The sequence below is a fragment of the Haloarcula sebkhae genome, assembly GCF_014647415.1.
Taxonomy (GTDB): domain Archaea; phylum Halobacteriota; class Halobacteria; order Halobacteriales; family Haloarculaceae; genus Haloarcula; species Haloarcula sebkhae.
Genome location: NZ_BMPD01000008.1, coordinates 70,770 through 95,480 on the forward strand (window position 1 = coordinate 70,770; position 24,711 = coordinate 95,480).

Consider the following 24,711-nt stretch of genomic DNA (forward strand, 5'->3'; position numbering starts at 1 on the left):
ATCAGGCTGATGGAGCGTGGTCGACTGGGGTTGGAACTCCGCGAGTCCGCCGCACTACTCCGAGCTGAAATCTGGCTATTTGTGGGTGTGGGTCTGGCATGGCTCGTCTACGGTGGCTGGGTACTCGCGATGGGGCTGCTGCTGGCGCAGTTCCCAGGGCTCGAACGGACTGTTCTTGCGATACTCGCTGGCCGAACTGTCACGCTACGAACTGTACTCGCCGCTGGTCTCTGGCTCGTCGGTCCGTCACTGGCGACCGTTGTCCTCATCAACCGGCGGCTTCGGAACAGGCACGGCAACCTTGCCGACGCGTATCGGCTGGACCATCCAAGCCTGTTACTCGCTATCCCCGGCAGTGTACTCCTCGGCTGCCTGCTGCTCAGTGTCATACTCGGGCAGCCGTGGCCGCTCACGGTAGTCGTACTGTTCGGGACAGTGCATCTCGTCGTCCGGACCGTCGCCTACGGACACCGCGTCTACACGCTTTCGGTCCCACCACTCCTGTCGCTGCTGGTGTTCGTGAGCGCAGTCTCGCTTAGTACTGGGTGGTTGGTCCAGATGGACACCGCATCCGGCGTATCGCCGGCGCTGTCCCCGTGGCTGACTCAGGCTGGTATTAGTCCCGTTGTTGAGATAGTCCTCAAGCTGACGGGCGTTCAGCCAGCACAGACCACACCCATTTTCATTGCCGTCCCCGGCGTGCTGGCGAGTGCGTACCTCCTCTTCCAACTACTCGCTGGGACCCCGGTCAGAATCCGTGCGCCGCTTTCGAACTGGCAGCGTCGTCCGGACCAGCGGCACCCGATCATGCCACCGGTCGGATCGGCGCAAAACGGAACCGAGCGTCCAACTGCCGAACGAGACGTGGACGCTGCACCGGATTCTCGGGAACAGACTGGAACCGACACCGAAGATGACGACAGCGACGCGGAGTCACCGGGACACACCGGGACCCGAGTGTTTTCGCCCGACGAGGCTCAGGCTGCGGAACCGCCTGCTCACGAATCGGGACAGGGCAACGCGCCGCCGTCAGGGGCTGCCACAGAACCGGAGGCGACGGTCGACGACACTGGAACAGGCGCGGAATCTGAGACAGCCGGGACGGACGATACGAACGAGACCACCTCGACAACCGACGAAGCGTGGATGGATGATACATCTGTCTTCACGCCGGGCGGCCGGGACGCCGGCCAGTCGTACTGTAGCGAATGCGGCGAGTCGCTGCCGCCCGACGCTGACACCTGTCCGTCCTGTGGCGACCCCGTCGACGGGTGAGGTGGTCAGCGGTTCGAAACGGGGATGTCGCCGAGTGCGACGGTGTACTGTGTCGACTGTACTGATTCCCCGTCCGGGTACACGAACACCGTTACAGCGACGGTGTCCGGGCGCTCACCGGGCGGGAGGAGCCACGACTTGGTCACGTCGTCAGTGTCTCCCACTGGTAGCTGTCCAGTGCTTGCGGTGTCCGCAACTGCCTCTCCGCTGCGGGTGGTAACGCTGTCGAGACGAACTGCTGTGGGGTCTGACCCAGTGTTCGTCACGTTCACCGCGAGCGTGAACCGCCACCCATCGTCAGCCGTGACGACAGACGCCGCGTCGATGCGGGCTGAGACGTTGGCGGATTTCAGAATCGGGTCGCCGACGCCGGCACCGGCCGGCTCCGCAGTCGGCGTTCCGGGGACCGCCTCTCCCCCGGTGTCTCCGGTTAAGTGATGCCCCATCATACTCCCGAAGGTAACGACCTCGATGAGGATCGGCAAGCCGATTCCGACGATGATGAGTAGTCGTAGCAGCGTTTTCTGCTCCGGACCGTCGACGTCGTCGAACATGATGAGAGAGTAGTGAAGTGGTGTTAGACCGGGATCGGCGGGCTACCGGGCGCGAACAGTCCATCAGCGACCATGCTGGCGAGTGGTGGCCCGTAGGCGATGACGATGAGCAGCAGGGCAATTGCCGTCCAGAGCTTGTAGTTGTCCAGAATACGCGGGCTGTGGTCCGCGCCGGACAGCGGTTCTGGGATGTTGCTGTTGACCGACAGCGTCCCACCGCGGCGAGCGAGCAGGGTGTCAGTCATGACGATGAGGAACATCGCGGCGCCGACGAACAGCAGGAAGCCGCCGATGGCGATCTGGATTCGCATTTCGCCGACTGTTCCGGCGACTCCCTCGAACGCGAACTCGTCATACGTCGGTTCGGCAGTCCGTCGCGGAATGCCGGCGAGGCCGGCCCGGTGCATGGCGTTCGACATCAACGCCATGCCCACGAACCAGACGTACGGCTGGAGCGTAGCGATGCTGCGCTGTCGGAGTTTCTTCCCGGTGATCTGCGGGACCAGCCAGTAGCTGATAGCCATCGCCGTCAGCGCGAACGCAGTCCCGACAGTGAGGTGGAAGTGGCCGGGCACCCAGATGGTGTTGTGGATGAGGTAGTTGATGTTCATCCCGGCGTTGATCATGCCGGAGAACCCTCCTGCTGCGAACATCAGGCCGGCGAGCATACAGCCAGCGAAGGCCGGCTTGCCCCACGGTAGGTTCCGAAGCCAGGAGAGGTAGCCCTTCGCACCTCGCTGGCGAGCCCCGTGTTCGACCGAGGCAACCACGGTGAAGGCGGTCAACAGCGAGGGCAACAGCAAGAACATCGTGTTCGTCATCGCGATGAACTTGTAGCCCGATGGAATACCGGGGTCGGTGTACTGGTGGTGGAAGCCGACCGGGGTCGAGAGCAGCAGGAAGGCGACGAAGACCACGCGGGCCAGCGGGTCACTGAACAGCCGGCCGCCAGCCAGTTTCGGCAGAATCGTGTACCAGACGAGGTACGCCGGCATGAGCCAGAAGTACACGACCGGGTGACCGAAGTACCAGAACAGTGTCCGCGTCAGCAGCGGGTCGACGTTCTGGATGAGTCCGAGCGACCACGGGATGAGGAAGGCGACGACCTCGACGGCGACGCCGATGGTGGAGACATACCACATCAGCATCGTCGTCAGGACCATGAACGTCTGCAGCGGAATGCGTTCATCCGGGTTCTCAGAGCGCCACTCCCACAGCGCCTTGAAGTACGCGAGGCCGGCGATCCACGAACCGACGATGATGAGCGCCGCACCGATGTAAAATGCCGGATGTGCCTTCAACGGGGCGTAGAAAGTGAACAGCACGTCCGCTTTAAGATCGTGACCCAGAATCGACGGCGCACCGACGAGACCGCCGATGATGGACACGGCCGCAAGCACTGTTCCTGTAAGCATTATCCAGAAGCCCGACCAGGCGATACGGTGTGGCAACTCTCGTTCGAGGCTGTTGGCGACGGCCCACGTGAACAGTCCCGAGATGAAGAACGTGGTAAACACGAGCGCCAGCAAGACGCCGTGGCCCGTCAGAATCGTGTAGTAGTCCGCAGAACTGATGAATCCGCGGAACACGCCGGTTCGATGGAGCGCCTGAATGACGCCAAATAACGCACCGATTCCAAGGGCGACGAATGCCACAATGAACTCGCTACGGACGATTTTCGACGTTTTCGGATAGGAATCGACGAACACCATTACTGATCCGCCTCCTCCTGAGCCTGTGCATCATCTGCTGACTGGTCGATGTTCTCTTGCTGCATATCGTACTCCTCCGGCGGGACGACTTCGACGGAGCCACCCATCGTGTGATGGGCCGCCCCGCAGTATTCGTGACAGATAAGCCCGTAGGTGCCGGGTTCGTTAAACCGTGCTGAGACTTCTGAGACCTGACCCGGGATGACCATCGTGTTGATGTTTGTTTCGACCACAGAGAAGCCGTGCACCACGTCTGCACTGGTCACCCTGAACGTTACGTTGGCACCTGCGGGCACTTGGACCGGATTGTCTCCGCTCCCTGGAACGAACTGGAACTGCCGGGCGACGACGTACACGGTGTACTTATCATCGCCAGTCTTGACCACACCGGGGTCGTCGAAATGGGTGCCAGTGTTCCCGTTCTGTACTTCTTGCGCGCTTATTTGTCCGCCCGAATCGTCAACCATCCCGACGCCGACGCCGACCGAGCCGTAGGCGATGGTCGCGATGAATCCGACGATGAGCAGTATCGCTGCACCGAGCCAGACTTTTTCGAATCTATGAACCTGCATGATATCACCCGATTATCGAGACGCGGCCGAGGAACTCGACGAAGTACATGAACACCCACAGCAGGCCGATCAACACGAAGTAGAAGGCGACCAGTGCCGCCGTTCCCTTCGGGTCGTACTCGTCGTGGCCCAACTCGACGGCCGGTTCAGTTTCCGCGGCCTCTTCAACCGGTTCCGGGCCGGTCGCCCGCTGTAGCTCGCCACCTTCACCCGTCTGTGGCGGCCGCCCGTTCTGACGGCGTCGCATCGCAACTGCGAACAACAGCGGCGAGAAGAACGCAAGCAGGATCGAGCCTGAGAGGAGCCACTGCGGGCCGGAGAGTTCGATACCGCTACCCTCCTGTTCGCTTCCGCCCCCACTGCCGCCACCGCTGCCACCGAGCGGGCCACCGACAACGACGGCCCCCTTCATGCCAAGCGATTTGTGGGGGACACAGGCGTACTTGTACACGCCCATCTCTTCGAAGGTGTGGCTGTAGGTCGTTCCAGCCTCGCTGACCGCACCACCTGAGTCAAGCGGGCCATCGCCGTCAGAGACGACGTTGTGGCCGCCGCCTTCACCGGTCCAGGTCCAGGTTACTTCAGTGCCGGGCGTCACCCGGACCGCTGGCGGGTCGAAGGCGAACGCGCCATTGTTGCCCTGTGCGCCGACCGATATCTCGACGCTGTCGGCGTCGGTTCTGTCGACGGTCGTTCCATCGTAGTTCGAGACGTCGTCGAACCAGCCGCCGTAATCCGGATTCTCGGGTGGGCCTTGCTGCTGTTGCCCGCCGGAGCCGCCGTCACCGGAGCCACCGGGCCGAACGACGACGGCGCCCTTCATACCGAGCGATTTGTGGGGGACGCAGACGTATTTGAACATCCCCTCAGACTCGAAGGTGTGGCTGTAGGTCGTTCCGGCCTCGCTGACCGGGCTTCCGGAGTCAAGCGGCCCGTCGCCGTCCGAAACGACGTTGTGGCCGCCGCCTTCGCCGCTCCATTCCCAGACGACCTCTGTGCCCGGACTGACCATCACCGCGGGCGGGTCGAAGGCGAACGCGCCGTTGTTGCCCTGCGCGCCGACGGTGATTGTCACAGTGTCCTGGCCTCGCTTGTCGGCGGTCCCATCGTAGTTCGAAACATCATCGAACCAGCCGCCATAGTCCGGTTCCTCCTGTGCTGTCGCCGTGCCAGTCGCGGCCAGCGCCGCTGTCCCGGCTGCGGCACCGACGAACTGTCGCCGACTCAGCGCCATCGTCGCACCCCCACCGCGTCGTGCGAATCTGGCAGCTGACTGCTTCTAGCTTCGTGCCGTACCATATCTGGGAGAATAGCAGATTACCTAAAAAAACCCCTGTTGGTGTTTTCAGCCGGCAGGAACGACCCGTTTCTTTTTATAACCCCTCTAACGTACGGTCAGGTATGTCTGCGTCAAGCCCTCGGCTCGTAACGTTGCTGGCGCTGCTCGGGCTCGCGCCGGTCGCGTACTACATGCAGGGAACCGGCCGCACCATCGTCGCGCTCTCGCTCGTCAGCGTCGTCATCATCGCCAGCAGTTTGTTCCTGATGACCAAACCAACAGAGTCGCGTCCCGTCTGATATGCCGTTCGGGACGGCGGGGCTAAGCTCCGGTGAAACGGCCGGCCTCGCGGCGTTCGTCGGGCTTGGGCTGGTCGGGAGCGTTCACTGTCTCGGGATGTGCGGGCCGTTAGTCACCACCTACGCCGATAGACTTGACGACGGCGGGCCGGTGTCTGGCCACGAAATACGTCAGCACGCGCTGTTCAACGCTGGACGGACGCTGAGCTACGCGCTCGTCGGGACCGTACTTGGCGCTGCTGGCAGTGTACTGTACGATGTGGCTGGCCTGGCACGTCTCGGAACTGCTGTCCGGGGAGCTGTCGGGGTTTTCGTCGGCCTTGCTATCATCACCGTCGGACTGGGGTATCTCTCCCGCGGCCGCGCCGTTGACGTGGCCCGGTCGCTCCCGCTGGTGGGGAACCTGTTCCAGCGCCTTTCGGCGTCGCTCGTCGCAAGGGTCGACCGGTGGGTCGACGGCCCGGGGATGGTCGCACTGGGCGCGATGCACGGTTTGCTTCCCTGCCCGCTGCTCTACCCGGCGTTCCTCTACGCGTTTGCGACCGGCTCCGCGCTCACCGGCGGGCTCTCGCTGGCCGCGCTCGGCCTCGGGACGTTTCCGCTGGTGTTCGCCTACGGGACCGCCTTCGGCACGCTGTCGCCGGGCCATCGCGCGACGTTGCACCGTGCACTCGGTGTCGTCTTCATCGCGCTCGCGCTCGTCCCGCTGTCGAACGGCCTGGCGGCGTTCGGTATCGCCATCCCGAAACCACCACTGCCGATGCCCTGGACATGACTCACTGTACGCTCTGTGATCTACCGGCCGATGCGCCGGTCACCGACGACGCAGTCGAGGGGACGTTCTGTTGTCGTGGCTGTCTGGAAGTCGCACGGACGCTCGACGATCCAGCGACGGAGAGCCGCGACGCCGCCGACACTGGCCTCGACCCGGACGACGCCGACGGGGAGACGGCCTTCCTTTCTGTCGATGGGATGCACTGTGCGACCTGCGAGACGTTCCTCGAAGCGCGGGCCACAGACCACGACGGCGTCACCGCCGCGGCCGCCAGCTACCCGACGGGGACGATGAAACTCACCTACGACGCCGACGCGCTCTCGGAGTCGGACCTCACGGAGGCCGTGGCCGGCACCGGTTACGACGCCAGCCTGCAGGCCACGGAAACCGACGACGAGTACGAACTCGAAGGGCGTCTCATCGTCGGCGGCTTCTTTGGGATGATGACGATGCTGTGGTACATCCTCTTTCTCTACCCGGCCTACCTCGGCGTGGATCAGTCCCTGTTACTGTTCGACCCCTCGGGGCAGGCGGGGGATTATCTGCTGTGGAACATGGCCGTGATGACCGGCGTCGTGGTCGGGTACACCGGGTGGCCGTTGCTTCGCGGGGCCTACGTCAGCCTCCGCGCTGGGCGGCCGAACATGGACTTACTCGTCGCGATGGCTGCTGTGACAGCCTTCCTCTACAGCGTCGTCGCTGTCATTCTGGGACATACAGAGGTGTACTTCGACGTGGCGACGGTCATCGTCATGGCTGTCTCAGTCGGCGACTACTATCAGGACCGGGTCCGCCGACGCGCGCTGGACCGCCTCACGGAGTTCACCACACAGCGGGCCGATAGCGCCCGACGGCGCACCGATGGGGGACACGAGGAGGTCGACGTGGGGTCGCTGTCGGCCGGCGACGAGGTCGTCGTCCGCTCCGGCGAGCGCATCCCTGTCGACGGGACCGTGCTTGAGGGGACCGCGGCCGTCGACGAGTCGCTCGTCACCGGTGAGTCGCTGGCCGTCCGGAAGACCGACGGAGACGAGGTCATCGGTGGGTCGCTGGTGACGCAGGGCGGCGTCGTCGTGCGTGTCGGACCGGACGCCGAGAGTACCGTCGACCGGCTGACGAACCTGCTGTGGGAGGTCCAGAGTACGCGCGGCGGCGTCCAGCGACTGGTCGACCGCATCGCCGCCGTCTTCGTCCCACTGGTGCTCGTTCTGGCTGTGCTCGCCACCGGTGGGCACCTCGTCGCCGGAGCGACACCCACGGACGCGATGCTGACCGGGCTGGCGGTGCTCGTGGTCTCCTGTCCCTGCGCGCTCGGACTGGCGACGCCGCTCGCGACCGCGGCCGGCATCCGCCGGGCACTCGACGGTGGAACTGTCGTCACCGGCGACGCGGTGTTCGAGACGGCGACCGATGCAGACGTAGTCGCCTTCGATAAGACGGGTACGCTGACGACCGGTGAGATGGAACTACTGGAGCGCGCCGACGAGGGGGTGATGTCCCGGGCAGCCGCGGTCGAGCAGTTCGCTGACCACCCCGTCGCCGAGGCCGTCACAGACGCCGTCCCGGTCCCGGACGCGGCCGTCTCCGGGTTCGAGCAACACCCGGGGCAGGGCGTCAGTGCGACAGTCGACGGAGAACACGTCGCTGTCGGGACGCAAGCCCTGTTCGACGACATCGGGTTCGACGTGCCCACCGATCTCCGAAACCGGTGTGAACGCGCGACCGAGAACGGGCGCGTTCCGGCGCTTATCGGATGGAACGGCAAAGCGCGGGACGTGCTCGTCGCGGGCGACAGGCTCCGCTCGCACTGGGAGTCAGTCGTCTCGACGCTCGCTCGTGACCGCGACGTAGTTGTCATTACTGGCGACCGCCCCGAAGCCGCCACCCCGTTCGAGCGCCACGACGGCGTCGACGAGGTGTTCGCTGGGGTACCGCCCGAGGCGAAAGCCGAAGTCGTCGAGCGACTGCAGTCCCGCGGGACCGTCGCGATGATCGGTGACGGGAGCAACGATGCCCCGGCACTGGCGGCCGCCAACGTAGGCATCGCCATGGCCTCGGGCACGTCACTGGCCGCCGATGCAGCTGATGCGGTCGTAACGACCGACGACCTGCGGGCAGTCCCCGACATGTTTTCGGTGACGGCCGCAACCCGTACCCGGGTCCGCCAGAACCTCGCGTGGGCGTTCTGTTACAACGCCGTGGCGCTCCCGCTCGCGCTGTTCGGCGTCCTGAACCCGCTGTTTGCGGCCCTGGCGATGACGGCCAGCAGCCTGCTCGTCGTTGGGAACTCCACGCGGACGCTGGCGGGGACAGCCTCACACAGCGATGCCGGTGCGGAGAGTCCGACCACGCCACAGCAACCGGCAGCAGCCGACTGACGCCGTGCTGTCGGTTGAGAGCGCGTCAGTAACGGTCGGTGTGGTTGTCATTTGGTATCACGTCTGAAACAGATTTAATATATCACCGGTTCTGGTCGTATTTACGTCGCTTTCACGGACGTTGTGACCCATGACCTACGTAATTCCCGTTCCCGCGCCAACGTCGTTCGCTCGCTGGCTGTACAGCGGGCGGTCGGCCATCGAACGTAGCCTCGACGCTACGGTCGAGTATGCACCCCTTATCGGGGAACGGGCCGCCGCGGACACCTGCTCGGTGAAGATTCCATCCGTGGCACCATAGACTGATTCGCCGCCGTGGGACCGGCGTCCCACTCACGGACGCCGCACTGCGGCGGGGATTCGATTTGGCTCACTGTCGAGCGGCGGGGCTCTACCCCCCGCTCGGCCGCTCCGTCTGAGAGGCCTGCACCGCACAGTATGGTCTGTCGGCGTGTCGGCGCTCGCCCCTGAGCCTGTACCGTACCGTGTCGCTATCACGCTGTCCAGCCCTCGGGTTCCCCATCGTCCCGGTGTGGGAATCCTCGACCGGCCGCTCCCGGCCGGACGTACGTGCCCGCCACCCGCGCAGTCCCCGACCGACGCGACTCGACTGGTGAGTGCCCTCGCGGCCCGGTTCGACTCCGGCCGTCGGTGTTATGTCGCTGCAGGCGACTCCCCCGACCGAGGTATCGGCCGACCTATCACTACGCGTTCCGCGTGGCGGGTCCGAGACCCTCGAAGCCGGTGTCGCCGACGTCCTCGCGGCCGTCGACGGCGTCGAAGACGTGGCCGTCGACCGCGTGACCAGCGTGCGGCCCACCTGGACCGACATCCGGGTCGACGCCGACGTGTCGCTCACGCTGCAGGCCGACGACGACCGGAACACCGCGGACGACCGCGGCGAACTCCTGCAAGACGGATTCGGCGTGATGGCGGTCAACCGCGTTGACGTGACCGGTGACGCGTAAGCGCAGCCCTCCACTCCCCCCTGTCTTCCCGAATATCCCAAACAGATACGGGCCTCCGCCCGGCGCAGGTTCAACTCCTGCCGGGAAGTCCACATCCATGCATCGACTATACCTTGCCACTGTCATCGACAGACGACGACGCAACTCGAAGAGCAGAGCACAGTCACGCCGCACCCGGCGGCTGTAGCTGCTGGGACCGGCCACAATCGTTTCTGCCCTGTTTACCGTCACTGCGAGCCGAGCCTGTAAGATACTGTAGCGCGAAGCGGTACGTATGACCGTCCATACGTCCGACGACCGCTGGCTCGATGCGCCAGTCGAGACGGTGTTCGCGTTCATGGATGAGCCGTCGAACCAGGCGGCCGTCACGCCGAGTCTGTCCCGTGCCGAGCGTATCGAACGCCTGCCGAACAGCGGCAACCGCGCCGCCTACGAGTACAGGATGTTCGGACTCACTTTTACCGGCGAGGTCCGAGCATCGACGTACGAGCCGCCCGAGCGAATCGTCTACGACATGGACGGCGACCTGACGGGGCGGATCGCTTGGCGGTTCGAACCCGAGGATGGCGGCACGCGGCTCACCTACGCCGCCGACTACGAAGTTCCAGGGCCGCTCCCAGAGTTCCTTCTCGCGCCGGTTATCAGATGGTACAACCGCCGAGAGGTCCGACAGCTTCTGGCCAACGTCGTCGAGGCAATCGAAGAGGCGGAGCAAGTCGTCGCCAGGTCGCTGTCGTAACTGCGCTGCGCTACTCGTCGGTCCAGAGCGCGTCCGAGAGCGTCCGCTGGACCGCTTCCTCGCCGACGGCTGTAGCGAGCGTCTCGAACCCGCTGCGCTCGACGGGGTCGGCGGCGTTTGCGACCAGTCGGGAGACGATGAACTCCGGCGTGGATTTCCCGACGGTGCCAAAGCGGGGCTGATAGTCGACCTCCAAGTCGAGGTCCTGATTCAGCCCTTCAGCGAAGATGCCGTCGACGCGAGCCTCCGTGGGCAGCGGTTCAAGATCGTCTGCGAGGTGGGTGACGAACACGCCAAGCGCGTCGCGGTCGACGGTCAGTGTCACGAGCCCGTGCAGCAGGTCGGCGGCGGAGCCGGGCTCGGTGATGGCCTCGAACTCGTCGACGAGCATCAGAGTCCGGTCACTCTCGGTCAGCGGCGGCACGACCGAGCGCAGCGTCGATTCGAGGACGCCGGCGTTGAACGACGCGTGCCGCCGGTGGAATACGATGGTGTCGACGATGCCAACCTCTGCGGCCTCGGCGGGGACCGGCAGCCCCATCTGGGCCAGCAGTTGCACCTGGCACAGCGTCTCCAGCAGGGTCGTCTTCCCGCCGGAGTTCGCGCCGGTCAGGACAGCCACTCGGTCGCCGCTGGGTGGCTGGTTCGCCCGGTCCAGGTCCAGCGTGTGGTCGCCGATAGCGTAGGTGATCGGCTGGACGCTCTCTATGTCGGCGATGGTGAGGTTCCGCGCGCGTTTGACTGCGATTGTCTTGCGATCCTCGACGAAGGTGGGGCGCGTCAAATCGAATGCGATAGCAAATCGGGCGAGTGAGACGGAGAACGCGATGTCGTCCACCGCCTTGACTGCGGCGTCAATGTCCGCACGCGCATCGGCGAGGTCGTCTTCCAGCCGGTCGGCAACCGCCCGCTCGCGCTCTTGCACGTCGCTTCGGAGTGTGGTCCGGAGCTCCCGGAGCGCCACGTCGACGAAGTCACGGGCGTCGGTGGCCTCACGGGGCATCGCGTCGCGGATTCGTGCGGCGTCGATGCCGGTCTTGCTCGTGACGTGCCGGACGAGCGCGTCCTGAAACTCGTCGGGTCGCCGTGCGCCCTCCTGCACAGCTTCGACAACCTCCATCGATGCCGCCGCGAGGTCCTCGATTTGCCCGAGTTGATCGCGCAGACGGTCGAGCTCGTCGTCGGCCCCTTCACCGACAGCGTCACCGTCGCCTGCGAGGCCAGCAAGTGCTGCCCGGCCAGCCGACAGTGATTCCCCGTCGATGGCCGCCAGCGGTTCGAACACGCCGCTCTCGATGCCGGTGTCGCGGAGAGCGAGCGCCACGTCGACTGCGGCCAGTTCGCCGCCGTCCGCGTCGTACGCGTCGAACGCACCGAGGACGGCCCGCTGGTCCGCGTCGGAGAGGTCGGCCCACGTGTCCCGCGCTTCGAGTACGTCGTCCAGCCGCTCGTCTATCGCCTCGCGGCTCGGCAGCGGCGTCAGCACCCGGATGCTGTCCGCCGCATCCGCCGTGACCGCGTACTCCTCGGCGAGGTCGAGCAGTTCCTTGTACACGTCGCGGGTGTCTCTGGTGGCGAGCAGGTCCATCGACTCGGCGCCGGTCGCCCGCCGGAGGATACGCGTCGCTCGCCCCCGGGAGAGGCCAGCCGTAGTTAGCGCTCGTGTATCCGCCGACTCGATGGCCTCAATGGCCCGCTCGACGCCCAGCTCCTCGGCGAGCAGTTCGGACGTCTTCGGGCCGATGCCCCAGTACTCCTCCAGTCGCATGGACGGGTGGAGAACGGCGGCCCGCTTAGGCGTTTTCAGTTGTCGGGCTCGTCGTCGTCGATACCGAACCGCTCGTGCAGCGGCCCCGGCTCCCCGCGGGCCTGCCGGTCAGCCCGCCGGGCGGCACGACGTGCGATGAGTGCCCCAAGTGCCGCCGGAATCGCTAGGCCGAGCGACACAAGCGCGGTCTGCTCGGAGACGACTGATGGACCATCTGACAGGAGGACTTCGTAGCCGACGACGAGTACGACGACTGCCACGCCGGCGACGACGAGGTACAGCCCGCGGGCCAGAACCTCGCTGGGGTTCCGGAGCCGCGAGAGATACGCGGCTGGGCCGAGCCAGCCGGCCAGCAGGACGCCGACGGCCACGGGAACCGAGAGGTCGCCGACGAGGATGACGACGGCATACAGCACGAGCGGCGCAATGGCGATACCGAGCGAGAGGCCAGTAAGCGCGACTGCCCACGTCGGCGCACCGGAATCCATCGATTCCAGCGTTTCGGTCAGGCGCTCGTCAAGCATTTCTGCCTGTTCGTCGGTGAGGAGCGACGCGTCACAGTGTGGACAGGCCATTGCTGTGGGCTCCAGCGGCTCGCCACACTCCGGGCAGGCAGGGTCAGACGCGTCACGCCACTCGGCCATATCCCCTTTTACACACCGAACGGTTTGAGTGACCCGGATAATATCATATGGGGAGAATATCGCCCTCAAAGGAGTTGATACTGCACCACAGCGCAGCACGACCCATGCGGCCAAATGCACTGTCGCTGCAGTGGGGTTCCGACTACTGAGTGTGACCTGAGTGATAGAAAGAAATAATCCCGTACAGGCCCACCATGACATATGGGGGGCGTTGACATTCTACACGTTGATGACGACAAGGGGCTTGCTAGCCTGACTGCCGACCTACTCGAACGCAAGGACAGTCGGTTCAACGTGGAGACTGCCGCAACCGCCACAGAAGGGCTGCAGTTGCTCGATGATCTCTCACCTGACTGCATTGTGTCCGACTTTGAGATGCCCGGAATAGATGGCCTTGAGTTTTTAGAGGCCGTCCGGGCGGAACACTCCAAACTCCCGTTCATCCTGTTTACTGGCCGAGGAAGCGAAGAGATCGCAAGCGATGCTATCTCTGCCGGCGCAACAGACTACTTACAGAAACAATCCGGGACCCAGCAGTACGAACTACTGGCCAACCGTATCAACAACGCCGTCACTCGCTATCACTCAGAAAAACAGCTACGCGAGACCAAAGAGGAGTATGCCGCCGTTTTCGAGAACACACGGAACGGACTCTTGCTTGTCGATGTCGAACAAGACGGGTTTCGTTTCCGGCGGTGTAACTCACGGGTACTGGAGTTTACGGGACTTGCAGAGTCGGAACTTATCGGTAAGACCCCACAGGAGGCATTCGGATACGAGAACGCCAGAGCGGTCGCCGGCGCGTACCGGAAATGCGTCGCCATGCGCGAAACAATCACTTACACGGTGACACTTAACCATCCAGTTGGGGAGGTCGTTCATGAAGCCAACACCACGCCGATAATCAGAGACGGTGAGGTCGAGCAACTCGTCGTCGCGTTTACCGACATCACCGAACGGTACGCCCGTGAGCAGGAGTTACGCGAAGAACGTGCTGTTATTCAACAGGCGCTCGATACGCTCGATAACCCACTGTTCGTTACCGATATCGATGGCCACCTCAAGCACTGTAACCGCCGCGCACTCGAGCTTACCGGACGCACCGAAGACACAGCCCTCGGAACGCCGATCACCGACCTGTTTCCCGACGACGAACGGGAGACGATTACTGACGCGGTTGACGACGCACTTCGCACTGGCCGAACGACTGTCACGGCCAGCCTTCGCCTTGACAGTGGTCAACGACAGTCCTACGAGTTCCGCGCTCACTCTTTGACTGACCTGAATAACAACACTGCAGGGCTGGTCATCGTTGGTCAGGATTCCCCTGATTCTTGATCGCGTGTACATCTGTTGTCGTCGCCGGTGACTATGACCGATCTCGTGTACTGGGCTGTGCTGATCGGTCACCAACCGCAGAACTGTCTGTGTCCTCCTGCAGATGATTTGTTCGCCCTGTAGCTCCCTGGACTTTATACTATATGACGGTTGAATTGCACAATACCAATGAAAGACGTGCTCTCCAGAATCGGTATCGGGTCTGCGACAGTGGACACGGTGCTGCCGACAGACTCCGTCAGAGCCGGTGAGTCCGTTCGGGCCGAAGTCCACGTTGAGGGCGGATCGACGGATCAGGATATCGACGCGATCTACTTCGCGCTGGAAACTGAATACAAGTCCGACGAGGGGTACAAGGACGCTATCATCGACCAGTGGCAACTCACCGAGCCGTTCACTATCGAAACGGGCGAAAACCGGCGTTTCGAGACTACCATCGACATTCCCCGGGAGACGCCAGTAACCACACGCTCGACGGCCGTCGAAATCGAGACCGGCCTCGATATCTCGATGGCGGTCGACCCTGGCGACGAGGATTACATCGAGGTCGAACCGACACACCGAACGCAGGCGGTGTTCGACGCGCTCGATTCGCTCGGCTTCTCGCGCCACGCCTCGGCCTGCGAGGCGACAGCCGGGAGCCTATTCACTACTTCGGCGAGCTTTGTGCAGGAGTTCGAGTTCCGGCCTCAGCGCGGCGAGTTCTCCGGTCAGGTCGACGAGGTCGAGATTATCCCAGTGTTCGACGACGACCAGCTTACGGTGTACATCGAGGTCGACCGCAGCGCCGGACTACTCTCGGAGATGACCGATGCCGACGAGCGACACACGCAACTCACGATAGACGCTCCTGACTCTGACGCTATCGAGCCACGACTCGTGGACGCGATTCGGGAATTGAGCTAGTCTGTCGCCATGCACTCCTGTGCCAAGCCCCAGTCCGCTCCTGTCCTCAACCCCAGAACGACTGCGTCCGTGCGTACTCCCGTTCCTGCCGGAGGATGTCTCGGTAGAACTCGTCTTCATCCTCCCGCAGGCGGTTGATGATGCGAGCGGCATTGTGCGGCCCGACACCGCGAGCCGCCAGCGCGACTACTGCTCGCTTCCCGTGGCTCTGGACCAGCGAGGCCGAGCGGTAGGCCCGTTCGGTCATCTTCTCCTGTTCGTCGTCCTTGTCGTCGGTCCGGACGGCCGAGACGACCTCCTCGGCCCAGGGATTCAGCGCGGCGATGCGAGTAGACCCACACTGTGGACACGACGGCTGGTCGCGCACGCGCTTGACCTGCTGTTTTCGGTCCCACTCTTTGCAGTGTAAGCACATGAGGATGACACGGTCACTCTGGATGCGCTCCTTGACGGTCTTGATGACGCTCGCGTCGGCGTTTTCGGGCGAGAGGAGTTCCCGCCCGGAGGAGGTCCCGCCAGTCCCGATGGGTGTGTGCTCCCCCACTGTTTCGAGTGCCACGTCCCCGCTCTGAATGTCTCGGAGGAGGTCGGCCGTTGCCGCAATGGCGAGGTCCTCGTGGCGCACCTCGCGCAGGGCTTCGTCGTACATCGGCGTGTCTTCGAGGGCGGCGAGCAGGCGGTCACGGCCGAAGTCCGTCGATCCGCGACCGCGCCAGCGCTTGAGTGACCCGAACTTTGTCGCCACCTGTGCCAGTTTGAACTTCAGCGCGTCAGCGTTTTTCAAGCTGAGTTCGATCAGCGCCGGGAGGTGGTCGGGGTCGGTGTCTTCAATGACATCAATGACGTCGCCGGCGGTGATTCGCCGCGGGACCTCCAGTGTAATCCGGTAGGGGTCAACATCCATGGCGACTGATTCGCCCGCTCGCTGGCCGAGCAGTGCCGAGAGGACCCGGCCCAGCGTCTCGTTGATTTTGTGGCCGTAGCAGGCGTTGACGATGACCTCCCGGCCGTGGAACTCCACCAGAATGGTGGTATCATCCGGAATCGGCCCTTCGTGTTTTTCGACCTGTGAGAGGCCATCGGCGACGGTCTCCGGGCCGGCGGCGTAGCGCGTCGCCACGTCCCTGGCGACGGCATCGGTGTTGGCCCCCTCCTGTAGCTGCCGGCCAGCCACACGGCGGAGTTCGCCGACCTCGGCGGCGACGGCCCTTGGAACCGGAATCTCCTGCCCGACCCACGAAGGCACCTCCCCGGCGGGGTCTTCGATGGGTGAGACGGTGACGACTTCCTCTTCCTCGTCGATGTTCGTGATGCGCCACATCTCCCCGCGCTGGACGAACACCTCGCCGGGCGTGGCGAAGTTGACGACGAACTTCTCATCGAGGGTCCCGACCTGCTGGCCCGAGGCCACGTCCTCCACGTCGTAGGTGGCCTCGTCGGGAATCATCGAGAGGTTCTGATAGAAGTACTGCCAGGTGCCGCGGCGCTTCTCCAGGGTGTCCCGGTCCTCGTCGAGCCAGATGACGTTGTTCGCCGCGAGTTCCTCGATGACCTGCTTGAACTGTGCTTCATCTAGGTCCCGGAACGGGTACGCGCGGGTCAGTATCTCGAAAGCCCGCAGCGCCCGTACCTCGCCGGTATCCATCACAAGCCCGGCGATCTGGTTGGCAACGGTGTCGAGGCTGCCGTCGTGGATTTCCGCCGGTTCGACATCGCCGGCCTCGGCCTGTCTCGCAATCGCCAGCGCCTCCAATGTGTCGTCGGTGTCGGTGGTGACAACCGTGCCCGAGGAAACGAGGTCCCGGCGGTGGCCGGCACGGCCGACCCGCTGGACGAGGCGGGACACCTGCCTGGGGCTGCCGTACTGGACGACGTGGTCGACGTGGCCCACGTCGATACCCAACTCCATCGACGAGGTACACAGCAAGGCGTCGAGGTCACCGGCCTTGAAGCGGTCCTCCACGTCGATGCGGGCCTCCTTCGACAGCGAGCCGTGGTGGACACCGAGGTCGGTCCCGAGTTCCTTGAACCGCGAGCCAAGCGCTTCGGCAGTTTGTCGGGTGTTGACAAACAGCAGGACGGATTCGTGTTCGTCGATGAGGTCTGCAATGTACCGGACGTGGCTGGCTGTCCCAGCGTCGGTGACGAGCGTACTCGACAGTTTCTCGTCGCGGTCGGTGATCTGAGGCCGAACCACCTCGATGTCCAGCCGACTGCCGATGTCCACTTCGACGATGGCGCACGTCCGGCCGCCGGTGAGAAACCGACCGACCTCGTGTGGGTCGCCGACGGTCGCCGAGAGTCCGATTCGCTGGAACCGGCCGGACAGTTCCCGGAGGCGTTCCAGCCCGACGGTCAACTGCGCGCCCCGCTTGGCCGCGGCGAGTTCGTGGACCTCGTCGATGACGATATGCTCGACATCTTCCAGCGCTGTCCGGAGCTTCGACCCGGTGAGCATCGCCTGTAGCGTTTCGGGTGTGGTCACGAGTACGTCCGGCGGATCGTTGGCCTGCTTCTGGCGCTGGTAGTCCGTCGTATCGCCGTGGCGAACATCCACTTCGAGGCCGAGCGTCTCGCCCCACCAGTCGAGACGCTGGCGCATATCCCGGTTCAGCGCCCGGAGCGGCGTGATGTACAGCGCGCCGATGCCAAAACGGTCCTCAGACTCGGCCAATGCATCGAAAACCGGCAACATCGCTGTCTCGGTTTTTCCGGTTCCGGTCGGGGCAACCACCAGTGCGTCCCGCCCGGCAGCCAGGGTCGGAATCGCCTTTCGTTGTGGGTCGGTCGGCGTCGTGAAGCCGCGCTCTGAGAGCGCACTGCGGACGGCCGGCCCGAGCGCAGTGAAGGCGTCATCGCCGCGAGCGACCCCGTCAGTCATCGCCCCTCTCTAGCGACTACACCGGGTTAAACACGTTGTGTCACCCCCTCTCGTACGCCGTCGGTAACCAGGGCACTGCGGGCGTTGCGGGGGAGCGACGGGTACAGCCTTATGTCGTTGCCCGGAGACATGTGAGAGTATGACGAACTCGTATGGCCTTTCGGCTGGTGATGGCCTGTGAACACGCTCGACGAGATCGAACGAGCGGTGAAGGATACGGCGCATTACGTCAGCGGGAACCTGGCGAACTACGCTAACAGGTCGGCCGGCGAGAACCCCAGCGGGGAGCAACAGGTCGGTGGCGACGTGTGGGCCGACGACCTGTTTTTCGACGCACTCGCGTACATCGATGGTATCGGCGCGTACGCGAGCGAGGAGCGCAGCGACGTGGTCGACTGCGGTGAGGGCTACAGCATCGCCATCGACCCGCTCGATGGCTCCTCGAACCTCGCCTCGAACAACTCCGTGGGGACGATAATCGGGGTCTACGACGCCGAACTCCCCGCGGCAGGCCGGGAAATGGTCGCCTCATTAATGGTGCTGTACGGCCCGTACACGACGCTGACCATCGCCCGGTCCGACCGCGATGTCGTCCAAGAGCACCTCCTCCGGGACGGACATAGCGAGCGCTGGGGCCAGTTCGAACTGCCGGCGGAGGCCACAGTCGTCGGCCTCGCAGGCAAGACCGGCGAGCGCACCGATGAGTTCAACGACATCGCGCAGTCCTTCGAGCGGGACCTGAAGCTCCGCTACGGTGGGGCGACTGTCGCCGATCTGGCGCAGGTGCTCGAGTACGGCGGGCTGTTCGGGTATCCGGCGACGACGGGGTATCCAAACGGGAAGCTCCGGGTCCACTTCGAATCAGCGCCGCTTGCGTACCTCGTTGAGGCAGCCGGCGGGGCCTCCAGCGACGGCTCGCAGTCCTTACTCGACGTTGAACCGGACGGCATCCACGACCGGACACCGACGTTCCTCGGTAACGCTGAACTGGTCGATGAACTCGAAGCGACGCTTTCAGAAGGATAAACGGGTACAGTCGGCCGGCTCAGACCTGCTGATAGGCCCCTAACCGCGTGCCATCGAGCAGGAACGCCTCGGCATCCGCCATTCCCTCGGGCAGGAACGGTGCGAGGAATTCCTGCCCGTCGACGTTGACCCACGTCCCCCCGGAGCGGTCATTGAATGCCGGAAAGACGACGATATCCGGTACGTTCTCGATTGGTTGGTCGAACTGTTCTGAAAAGGGCTCGCTCACCAGCGAGCCGCGGAGCCAGGCCCGCTCCTTCTGGGCCCCGCCAACGCTGTCCTCTAGCCGGACGACCGGGTGCTCGTGGCCGACACAGAGAACGTCTGCTTCGAGCACGTCCGGCGCAGGCCACGTGTGGCCGTGAGCGAACCCGACCGAACCGATACGGGTTCCGTGTCCCGGTGTTACCTCAATCTCAGTATCGAGGTCGGATAGAACCGGCTCCAGCCCGCCGTCGTGGTTCCCTTTCACCAGCGTCACGGGCACGTCGACAGCCTCAAACAGCGTATCGAGTTCCGTGCGCTCGTCCGCGAACGGGTCGCCGATAGCGTGGCCCAGATCGCCGACGACCACCAGCCGGTCGGCACGGGCTCGGTCGAGACACGTTAGCAACCGTTCCCGGCGGGCCTCGGCGGCCGACTGAAGTTCGACCCCGTCGTATCTGAGCCCTGCCTCGATGCCGGCGTGGTAGTCTGCGACCGCCAGCAGTCGCTCCCCGTCAGTATCGACTGTGGCCGCCGGAACGCCGGGAAGCGGTTCGACACGCATTGCCCCTGTGTTGGCCGTCCGGCGAGAAAAGCACCGCGGCTCAGTTCCAGATCGCTCCCGGAACCGGCTGTGAGTCGTCGTTCGCTTATATCGGTTTGAGCTTGCCGTCGTCGGGTTCGTAACACCGACCACCCATCAGGGCGTCCTGAATGGCGTCGTCCACCGCGTCGGCGTCGGCCCCGTAGCGGTCGACGACCGCCGCCAGCAGTTCTTCGCGGTCGGCCCCGTTGCCGTCGTCGAGTTCGTCCATGACCTCCATCGCGGCGTCTTCGAGATCCACGTCCTCGGCAGGCTCCGTGTCGCCGTCGTCTACTTGGTCGCTTTCGGAGGTGGGTTCTGAGGCTGTTTCGGTCTCGGACCCGATTGTTTCGGGTTCGGACGTGGGCGCTGTGTCCGCCTCTTCTTCCGGTTGGGGTTCTGGCTCCGGAATCGACTCTGTCGTGGAGGCGGGCTCCGTCTCTGGCTCGCTGTCTACCGACGTGCCCGCGTCCGCCTCGGTGGACATCTCCTCGTCAGGGTCCGGCGTCTCGATACCGGCCTCGCCGGGCTCGTCGACCTCCGTACCAGTCTGGAAATCGGTGCCGTACTCCTGTTCGATCTCCTCGCGCTCGTCCTCGTCCAGTTCAAACTCCGGATCGAACTCGCCGAGGTCCTCGTCCCCGTCTGCCGTCGCTGCGTCGCTGTCCGGGGCCGTCGACGTGGCCGGTTCTGGCTCGTCGGCAGTGCCGTCAGTGTCGGTTTCGGTCGTTTCGGCACCCGCCACGCCGTCGGTCCCAGACGACGGCTCCGGTTCGCTCACGGACGTGGCTGTGGGCGACGGTTCGGGCTCACTATCGACGGGCTCGGGTTCTGTAGCCGACGCTAAGCTCTCCGAAACGTCTGCCGTCTCGTCGGTGGCAGCGTCCTCCGTTGCCGTGTCGCTCCCGGTCGTCTCAGCCACCGGCTCGTCAGCTGCCGTTCCCGTCTCCGGCTTGCTGGCTCCTGACTCCGGTTCGTCAGCTGTCGTGTCTGTGCCTGCCTCGTCCGCTGTCGTCTCCGGCGTGGAATCAGTATCGAGGTTGAGGGAGGCAAGCAGCGGAATCGGGTCGTCGGTCCCGTCGTCCGGTGACAGCGACAGCCCTTCCGCTTCGTCCGTGTCACCAGCGACGACCCGAGCGGCGTCGAGCGCCGTTGTTCGGAGCGCGTCGAGGTAGTCGCCGGTTGTGCTGTAGTGGTCCAGCGCGAGCGCGATGCCGGCCGCGGCGCTCTCGTCGACGCCTTGGTCGACCAGCGCCTGGCGGAGGTCGTCACCGGCCAGACCGGTCTGTTTCGCGCTGGCTATCTGGCCGACCCGCGAGACGGTTTGCTCGGTGGCCTGGACGACCCAGCGGTCGCGCGTGTCCGCGTCGACTTCGCTGATACTCTCGGGTCGAACCGAGGTGAACACCCGATCGCTGTCGTCGGGCTGGAAGGTGCGGGCCTTGCCCGTGACGGCGACGAACATCGGTGGGTCGGCGGCTTCGAGGAATGCCAGTTCGTCGGGCTGGTACTGGCCGGCGTAGATGACGAACGGGCCGGTCGGGTCAACGACGCGAGCACGCAACACGTCGTCGTTGACCTGTTCGAGTTCAGTGAGAACGCCGACGAGGAACAGGCGGTTGACCCGCGCGCCGGTCGGCGTAACGACGTAGTTCGGCGCGCGCTCCTCGTCGGATTCGGAGTACGAGAAGTCGGCATCGTCGAACTCTGCGGCGAACAGCCGATGTGCGACCTCTCGGCGACCGGGGCCGCTATCTCCGGATTCGCTCATACGTCTGCCTCCTGCAGAAGGGTCTGTGCACGCGTCGCCGGGTCGTCTTCGGCCTCGACGAAGGTCGAGGCAGTGAGGTTCGCGCCGTACTCGTCGACCGACAGCGACCCGCGGACGACGTACTCGCGGCCCACAATACTGTCGCTGATTCGGTCGGCGACCACCTCTTTATCCATCGCGTCGCGGGCGTGCTCGCGGGCGTCGTCGAGGTCGCCGCCGTACACGCGGGCGGTGAGTTCGTCGTCGAGTACTGCGGTGACGGTGTCGGTCCCGTCGTCGAGGATGGCCTTCGTCCGCAGGTCGTCCTCGCCGTCGACTGCGCCGTGGGAGCGACACTGGCCGTTCTGGATGACGCGGCCACACTCCGGGCAGCGCTCGATGAGACCGGAGCCGTCCCGCACTTCGATGACGTTACCGGCCAGCTCAACGTCGAACAGGCCGCCGCTGTCGACGGCCTCACGGATTGACAGCCGTGGCGCGTCTTCGGTAACATCGACCGTGCGGTCCAGCGCGGTCACCGTCGAGAACTCCGAGACGTTTACCGACGGCGCGCCGCGGAACTCACGGACGAACGTCTCTTCTAGGCGGACGGACGCCCCTTCCTCGACTTCGTCGTGGGGCTCCCAGTCAGTGAACGGGAGCCGGCCGCTCTCGTCGCCAACGACGCCGCTGAGAATCGTCGTTTCGCCGTCGCGGCCGTCGATGACTTTCTGTTCGCATTCCAGCACCTGCACCTCGACAGTGATACCGCGGTCGCCCGGCGCGAGGTCCTGTAGCGTGGCGCGACCACCGACATCGTAGTCGATGTCGAGCGTCTCGTCGACGACCTCTGGGTCGGTGCTGTCGCCCAGATTGAGCTCCGGCTGGCCGTCCCACTCACGGACGCCGGCGTTGCCGAGCCGGACGGTCTGGCCGGGCTGAAGGTCGCCAGAGAAGCCGTCCCAGGCCGTGTAGGATATCTTCCCCGTCTCGTCGGCGAGTTCGCCCTCGCGGATGACGTGCTGTTCCCCGTTGTACTGAATGGACCGTCGACCGGACGTGAGCACTACGGCGGTGACTGTCACGTTCGAGTCGTCGGTCGAAACCTCGTTGATGGCCTTGCTCGACGGCGTGCTGTCGCCGCTCGAACTGCCATCGCCGTACTTCCGTCTGAGGCTTTGCTTGGCCTCGTCCATCGGGACGGAGTAGTTCACGAGGTTTTCCAGGTCGCGTGTGACCTCCTCTTTGTCAACACCGAGGTCGGAGGCGAGCTCCTCGGCATGGTCTTCGAGAGACATCGACTGATGATTCGACGGGAGTACTCAAAAGCGTTTTCGGCCAGCCATGTAGGATACAGCTGTCGATACCTGTTTGAAATCGCCCAAAATTCTTATTTATGATACTGTAATCTCTCAGAATATGCTCTCTGACCGAGTTAGTGCGTTTCAAGCGGCCGAAAGTTCCGCTACTGACCACGTCAAGCTAACCGGGCAGAAAGTTATCGACACTGATAGCAGGCGCGGGCATGGGGGAGACTGACAATGGGCAGTATGTTCGGGTCGAAGCCGTCAGAGGCCCACGTCATCTGGCGGAGCGGGCGCAACGACGACGGCAAAAAGAAGTTTGATTTCGAGTATCTGGAGCTGTGGGCCGCTCATTTCGGCGTCGACTTCGAGCAGTGGACCCGTGTCGACCACGACCGTGCGGACGAACCCCGAGAGCAGTTCGCCTGCGTGTTCCGCTGGTCGAAAAGCGGCGGGCAGGAACTCTCCGTCGGCGACGAGGAGTGGACGATGGGGTCCCAGCGTAAGCCCCGCACGTTCCTCGAAATCGACGATGAAGGGATGGTCAGACTCCGGGGCTGGACCAGTGAAACAACGCTCGATGTCGAGGAGTTAGTACTGAAAAAGACGGTGCTGAAGCTGAAAACCGCCGACGGCACGGTAAAGAAACTCGATGTCCGGAAGCTCTCGAAGCGTCCCGAAACAACATCCTCCTGACTGTAACCCAAAAGCCGTTTGACGTGTCGCCAGCACGAACGAGTATGCACGTCGTCGTCAACGCCGCCATGAGTGTCGACGGGAAGCTCTCTTCTCGCCGCCGCGAACAGATCGCTATCTCCGGCCCGGACGACTTCGACCGCGTCGACCAGCTTCGAGCCGACAGCGACGCGGTGATGGTCGGCGTCGGGACGATTCTCGCCGACGATCCCTCACTGACTGTCGACGATGCCGATCGCCGCGCCGCCCGGGCTGACCGCGGTGACCCGGAAAACCCCGCACGCGTCATCGCCGACTCCCGTATCCGCACGCCACCGGACGCCACAGTGCTTGACGGCCGCGCTCAGACCTACCTCCTCGTCAGCGAAGCCGCGCCGCCGGACTTCATCGAGGAGATGGAAGACGCCGGCGCGTACGTCATCGCTGCCGGCCAGGACCGGGTGGACCTGACGACGACGCTCGCGAAGCTGGAAGGTGACGGGATCGACCAGCTCATGGTCGAAGGCGGCGGTGAACTCATCTTCGGCTTGCTGGAGGAGGCGCTGGTCGACGAACTGTTCGTCTACATCGGGCCGAAGGTCATCGGCGGCCGGGACGCGCCGACGCTAGCCGACGGCGACGGCTTCATTGAGGACTTCCCGGAGCCGGAGCTGGCCGGCGTCGAGCGGGTCGACGACGGCGTAGTGCTTCACTGGCAGTTCTGAGAACTGGCCGGCAGAATTAGTGGTCGTGGCCGGTCAGCTCGGCGAAGGACTGTCCGAAGCGCTCCTCGAACAGTTCGCTGGTCTCCTCTTCGAGTGCGACGATCTGCTCATCCGGCTCGCCCTGTGCGTGGTGGACCGCGCTGTGAATCCGCTGGGTCATGCCGAACATCGCAATGTCGCCGACGACCTGTGGGTCCGTCTCGTCCGGCGATTCGCGAAGGATATCCACGAGTTCGCTCGGGACTGTGAGTTCGTCGGTCTCCTCGCCGTCGTCGATAGTCAGCGTGACAGTGTCGGTTGCCATGCCATCGATTCCGGGGGCTATCCTAAAGGGTCTGTGGATGTGGGCACGAAAA

The 24,711-nt window shown here is 64.2% G+C and carries 23 protein-coding genes; 12 read left to right on the forward strand and 11 right to left on the reverse strand.

The window, feature by feature from the left end; translation table 11 throughout:
- Positions 1 to 9 precede the first annotated feature (9 nt).
- Positions 10 to 1,275 (forward strand): zinc-ribbon domain-containing protein, encoded by a 1,266-nt coding sequence (locus tag IEY38_RS18325; protein ID WP_188980068.1) that lies wholly within the window; start codon positions 10 to 12, stop codon positions 1,273 to 1,275.
- A 5-nt stretch (positions 1,276 to 1,280) separates the two neighbouring features.
- Here the strand turns inward: IEY38_RS18325 and IEY38_RS18330 are convergent, their stop codons facing one another.
- From IEY38_RS18330 to IEY38_RS18345, 4 genes are read right to left on the reverse strand one after another with little or no spacing between them, the layout of a single operon-like run.
- Positions 1,281 to 1,829 (reverse strand): hypothetical protein, encoded by a 549-nt coding sequence (locus IEY38_RS18330; RefSeq protein WP_188980070.1) that lies wholly within the window; start codon positions 1,827 to 1,829, stop codon positions 1,281 to 1,283.
- A 23-nt stretch (positions 1,830 to 1,852) separates the two neighbouring features.
- Positions 1,853 to 3,541: a b(o/a)3-type cytochrome-c oxidase subunit 1 gene (locus IEY38_RS18335; protein WP_188980072.1), complete on the reverse strand. Its 1,689-nt coding sequence runs from the start codon at positions 3,539 to 3,541 to the stop codon at positions 1,853 to 1,855.
- A complete protein-coding gene (locus tag IEY38_RS18340; protein WP_188980074.1) occupies positions 3,541 to 4,113 on the reverse strand; it encodes a cytochrome c oxidase subunit II in 573 nt (190 codons plus the stop codon). Before IEY38_RS18340 ends, IEY38_RS18335 begins: the two co-directional genes overlap by 1 nt.
- A gap of 4 nt (positions 4,114 to 4,117) precedes the next feature.
- On the reverse strand, positions 4,118 to 5,347 hold the full coding sequence (locus tag IEY38_RS18345; protein WP_188980076.1) for a halocyanin domain-containing protein: 1,230 nt from the start codon (positions 5,345 to 5,347) through the stop codon (positions 4,118 to 4,120).
- 167 nt (positions 5,348 to 5,514) lie between these two features.
- Between IEY38_RS18345 and IEY38_RS18350 the strand changes: the two genes are divergently transcribed.
- The 6 genes from IEY38_RS18350 to IEY38_RS18375 all read left to right on the forward strand — a co-directional run bounded on the left by IEY38_RS18350 (position 5,515) and on the right by IEY38_RS18375 (position 10,551).
- A complete protein-coding gene (locus IEY38_RS18350; protein ID WP_170096305.1) occupies positions 5,515 to 5,691 on the forward strand; it encodes a hypothetical protein in 177 nt (58 codons plus the stop codon).
- A gap of 1 nt (position 5,692) precedes the next feature.
- The gene (locus tag IEY38_RS18355; RefSeq protein WP_188980078.1) at positions 5,693 to 6,466 is read left to right on the forward strand and encodes a sulfite exporter TauE/SafE family protein; all 774 of its coding nucleotides are present in this window, start codon (positions 5,693 to 5,695) and stop codon (positions 6,464 to 6,466) included.
- The gene (locus IEY38_RS18360) at positions 6,463 to 8,844 is read left to right on the forward strand and encodes a heavy metal translocating P-type ATPase (protein ID WP_188980081.1); all 2,382 of its coding nucleotides are present in this window, start codon (positions 6,463 to 6,465) and stop codon (positions 8,842 to 8,844) included. Before IEY38_RS18355 ends, IEY38_RS18360 begins: the two co-directional genes overlap by 4 nt.
- A 130-nt stretch (positions 8,845 to 8,974) precedes the next feature.
- Positions 8,975 to 9,145 carry a hypothetical protein gene (locus IEY38_RS18365; protein WP_188980083.1) on the forward strand — a complete coding sequence of 57 codons (171 nt, stop codon included), beginning with the start codon at positions 8,975 to 8,977 and terminating at the stop codon, positions 9,143 to 9,145.
- Positions 9,146 to 9,500: 355 nt separating this feature from the next.
- Positions 9,501 to 9,812 (forward strand): hypothetical protein, encoded by a 312-nt coding sequence (locus IEY38_RS18370; RefSeq protein ID WP_188980085.1) that lies wholly within the window; start codon positions 9,501 to 9,503, stop codon positions 9,810 to 9,812.
- A 274-nt stretch (positions 9,813 to 10,086) separates the two neighbouring features.
- Positions 10,087 to 10,551: an SRPBCC family protein gene (locus IEY38_RS18375; protein WP_188980087.1), complete on the forward strand. Its 465-nt coding sequence runs from the start codon at positions 10,087 to 10,089 to the stop codon at positions 10,549 to 10,551.
- Between the two features lie 10 nt (positions 10,552 to 10,561).
- Here the strand turns inward: IEY38_RS18375 and IEY38_RS18380 are convergent, their stop codons facing one another.
- Both IEY38_RS18380 and IEY38_RS18385 read right to left on the reverse strand, forming a co-directional pair.
- Positions 10,562 to 12,319 carry a MutS-related protein gene (locus tag IEY38_RS18380; protein WP_188980089.1) on the reverse strand — a complete coding sequence of 586 codons (1,758 nt, stop codon included), beginning with the start codon at positions 12,317 to 12,319 and terminating at the stop codon, positions 10,562 to 10,564.
- A gap of 35 nt (positions 12,320 to 12,354) precedes the next feature.
- A complete protein-coding gene (locus IEY38_RS18385) occupies positions 12,355 to 12,963 on the reverse strand; it encodes a zinc ribbon domain-containing protein (protein WP_188980091.1) in 609 nt (202 codons plus the stop codon).
- Positions 12,964 to 13,164: 201 nt separating this feature from the next.
- Between IEY38_RS18385 and IEY38_RS18390 the strand changes: the two genes are divergently transcribed.
- Both IEY38_RS18390 and IEY38_RS18395 read left to right on the forward strand, forming a co-directional pair.
- Entirely contained in the window at positions 13,165 to 14,301 is a 1,137-nt protein-coding gene (locus tag IEY38_RS18390; RefSeq protein WP_188980093.1) for a PAS domain-containing response regulator, read from the forward strand.
- Positions 14,302 to 14,469: 168 nt separating this feature from the next.
- Complete coding sequence (locus IEY38_RS18395) at positions 14,470 to 15,207, forward strand: sporulation protein (RefSeq protein WP_188980095.1); 738 nt, start codon at positions 14,470 to 14,472, stop codon at positions 15,205 to 15,207.
- Positions 15,208 to 15,253: 46 nt separating this feature from the next.
- Here IEY38_RS18395 and IEY38_RS18400 read toward each other — a convergent pair whose 3' ends face one another.
- The gene (locus IEY38_RS18400; protein ID WP_188980097.1) at positions 15,254 to 18,088 is read right to left on the reverse strand and encodes a DEAD/DEAH box helicase; all 2,835 of its coding nucleotides are present in this window, start codon (positions 18,086 to 18,088) and stop codon (positions 15,254 to 15,256) included.
- 177 nt (positions 18,089 to 18,265) lie between these two features.
- Here IEY38_RS18400 and IEY38_RS18405 point away from each other — a divergent pair, with 177 nt between their 5' ends.
- Positions 18,266 to 19,114: a class 1 fructose-bisphosphatase gene (locus tag IEY38_RS18405; protein WP_188980100.1), complete on the forward strand. Its 849-nt coding sequence runs from the start codon at positions 18,266 to 18,268 to the stop codon at positions 19,112 to 19,114.
- Between the two features lie 19 nt (positions 19,115 to 19,133).
- Here IEY38_RS18405 and IEY38_RS18410 read toward each other — a convergent pair whose 3' ends face one another.
- The 3 genes from IEY38_RS18410 to IEY38_RS18420 all read right to left on the reverse strand — a co-directional run bounded on the left by IEY38_RS18410 (position 19,134) and on the right by IEY38_RS18420 (position 22,949).
- Entirely contained in the window at positions 19,134 to 19,883 is a 750-nt protein-coding gene (locus IEY38_RS18410; RefSeq protein ID WP_188980102.1) for a metallophosphoesterase, read from the reverse strand.
- An 85-nt stretch (positions 19,884 to 19,968) separates the two neighbouring features.
- Entirely contained in the window at positions 19,969 to 21,672 is a 1,704-nt protein-coding gene (locus IEY38_RS18415; protein ID WP_188980104.1) for a hypothetical protein, read from the reverse strand.
- Entirely contained in the window at positions 21,669 to 22,949 is a 1,281-nt protein-coding gene (locus IEY38_RS18420; RefSeq protein WP_188980106.1) for a Single-stranded DNA binding protein, read from the reverse strand. The genes IEY38_RS18415 and IEY38_RS18420 overlap by 4 nt, the downstream gene beginning before the upstream one ends.
- A 243-nt stretch (positions 22,950 to 23,192) precedes the next feature.
- Here IEY38_RS18420 and IEY38_RS18425 point away from each other — a divergent pair, with 243 nt between their 5' ends.
- Both IEY38_RS18425 and IEY38_RS18430 read left to right on the forward strand, forming a co-directional pair.
- Positions 23,193 to 23,651 (forward strand): hypothetical protein, encoded by a 459-nt coding sequence (locus tag IEY38_RS18425; protein WP_188980108.1) that lies wholly within the window; start codon positions 23,193 to 23,195, stop codon positions 23,649 to 23,651.
- Positions 23,652 to 23,695: 44 nt separating this feature from the next.
- Positions 23,696 to 24,355: a 2,5-diamino-6-(ribosylamino)-4(3H)-pyrimidinone 5'-phosphate reductase gene (locus IEY38_RS18430; protein ID WP_188980110.1), complete on the forward strand. Its 660-nt coding sequence runs from the start codon at positions 23,696 to 23,698 to the stop codon at positions 24,353 to 24,355.
- Between the two features lie 16 nt (positions 24,356 to 24,371).
- Here IEY38_RS18430 and IEY38_RS18435 read toward each other — a convergent pair whose 3' ends face one another.
- On the reverse strand, positions 24,372 to 24,659 hold the full coding sequence (locus IEY38_RS18435; protein ID WP_004592488.1) for a DUF7545 family protein: 288 nt from the start codon (positions 24,657 to 24,659) through the stop codon (positions 24,372 to 24,374).
- Positions 24,660 to 24,711 lie beyond the last annotated feature (52 nt).

Bases quoted from the DNA above. Each gene is read 5' to 3' on its own strand.
- IEY38_RS18350 (WP_170096305.1), top strand. From the start codon at position 5,515: ATGTCTGCGTCAAGCCCTCGGCTCGTAACGTTGCTGGCGCTGCTCGGG.
- IEY38_RS18340 (WP_188980074.1), bottom strand. From the start codon at position 4,113: ATGCAGGTTCATAGATTCGAAAAAGTCTGGCTCGGTGCAGCGATACTG.
- IEY38_RS18325 (WP_188980068.1), top strand. From the start codon at position 10: ATGGAGCGTGGTCGACTGGGGTTGGAACTCCGCGAGTCCGCCGCACTA.
- IEY38_RS18385 (WP_188980091.1), bottom strand. From the start codon at position 12,963: ATGGCCGAGTGGCGTGACGCGTCTGACCCTGCCTGCCCGGAGTGTGGC.
- IEY38_RS18430 (WP_188980110.1), top strand. From the start codon at position 23,696: ATGCACGTCGTCGTCAACGCCGCCATGAGTGTCGACGGGAAGCTCTCT.
- IEY38_RS18365 (WP_188980083.1), top strand. From the start codon at position 8,975: ATGACCTACGTAATTCCCGTTCCCGCGCCAACGTCGTTCGCTCGCTGG.
- IEY38_RS18435 (WP_004592488.1), bottom strand. From the start codon at position 24,659: ATGGCAACCGACACTGTCACGCTGACTATCGACGACGGCGAGGAGACC.
- IEY38_RS18425 (WP_188980108.1), top strand. From the start codon at position 23,193: ATGGGCAGTATGTTCGGGTCGAAGCCGTCAGAGGCCCACGTCATCTGG.
- IEY38_RS18380 (WP_188980089.1), bottom strand. From the start codon at position 12,319: ATGCGACTGGAGGAGTACTGGGGCATCGGCCCGAAGACGTCCGAACTG.
- IEY38_RS18410 (WP_188980102.1), bottom strand. From the start codon at position 19,883: ATGCGTGTCGAACCGCTTCCCGGCGTTCCGGCGGCCACAGTCGATACT.
- IEY38_RS18415 (WP_188980104.1), bottom strand. From the start codon at position 21,672: ATGAGCGAATCCGGAGATAGCGGCCCCGGTCGCCGAGAGGTCGCACAT.
- IEY38_RS18335 (WP_188980072.1), bottom strand. From the start codon at position 3,541: ATGGTGTTCGTCGATTCCTATCCGAAAACGTCGAAAATCGTCCGTAGC.
- IEY38_RS18395 (WP_188980095.1), top strand. From the start codon at position 14,470: ATGAAAGACGTGCTCTCCAGAATCGGTATCGGGTCTGCGACAGTGGAC.
- IEY38_RS18390 (WP_188980093.1), top strand. From the start codon at position 13,165: ATGGGGGGCGTTGACATTCTACACGTTGATGACGACAAGGGGCTTGCT.
- IEY38_RS18355 (WP_188980078.1), top strand. From the start codon at position 5,693: ATGCCGTTCGGGACGGCGGGGCTAAGCTCCGGTGAAACGGCCGGCCTC.
- IEY38_RS18330 (WP_188980070.1), bottom strand. From the start codon at position 1,829: ATGTTCGACGACGTCGACGGTCCGGAGCAGAAAACGCTGCTACGACTA.
- IEY38_RS18400 (WP_188980097.1), bottom strand. From the start codon at position 18,088: ATGACTGACGGGGTCGCTCGCGGCGATGACGCCTTCACTGCGCTCGGG.
- IEY38_RS18360 (WP_188980081.1), top strand. From the start codon at position 6,463: ATGACTCACTGTACGCTCTGTGATCTACCGGCCGATGCGCCGGTCACC.
- IEY38_RS18370 (WP_188980085.1), top strand. From the start codon at position 9,501: ATGTCGCTGCAGGCGACTCCCCCGACCGAGGTATCGGCCGACCTATCA.
- IEY38_RS18345 (WP_188980076.1), bottom strand. From the start codon at position 5,347: ATGGCGCTGAGTCGGCGACAGTTCGTCGGTGCCGCAGCCGGGACAGCG.
- IEY38_RS18420 (WP_188980106.1), bottom strand. From the start codon at position 22,949: ATGTCTCTCGAAGACCATGCCGAGGAGCTCGCCTCCGACCTCGGTGTT.
- IEY38_RS18375 (WP_188980087.1), top strand. From the start codon at position 10,087: ATGACCGTCCATACGTCCGACGACCGCTGGCTCGATGCGCCAGTCGAG.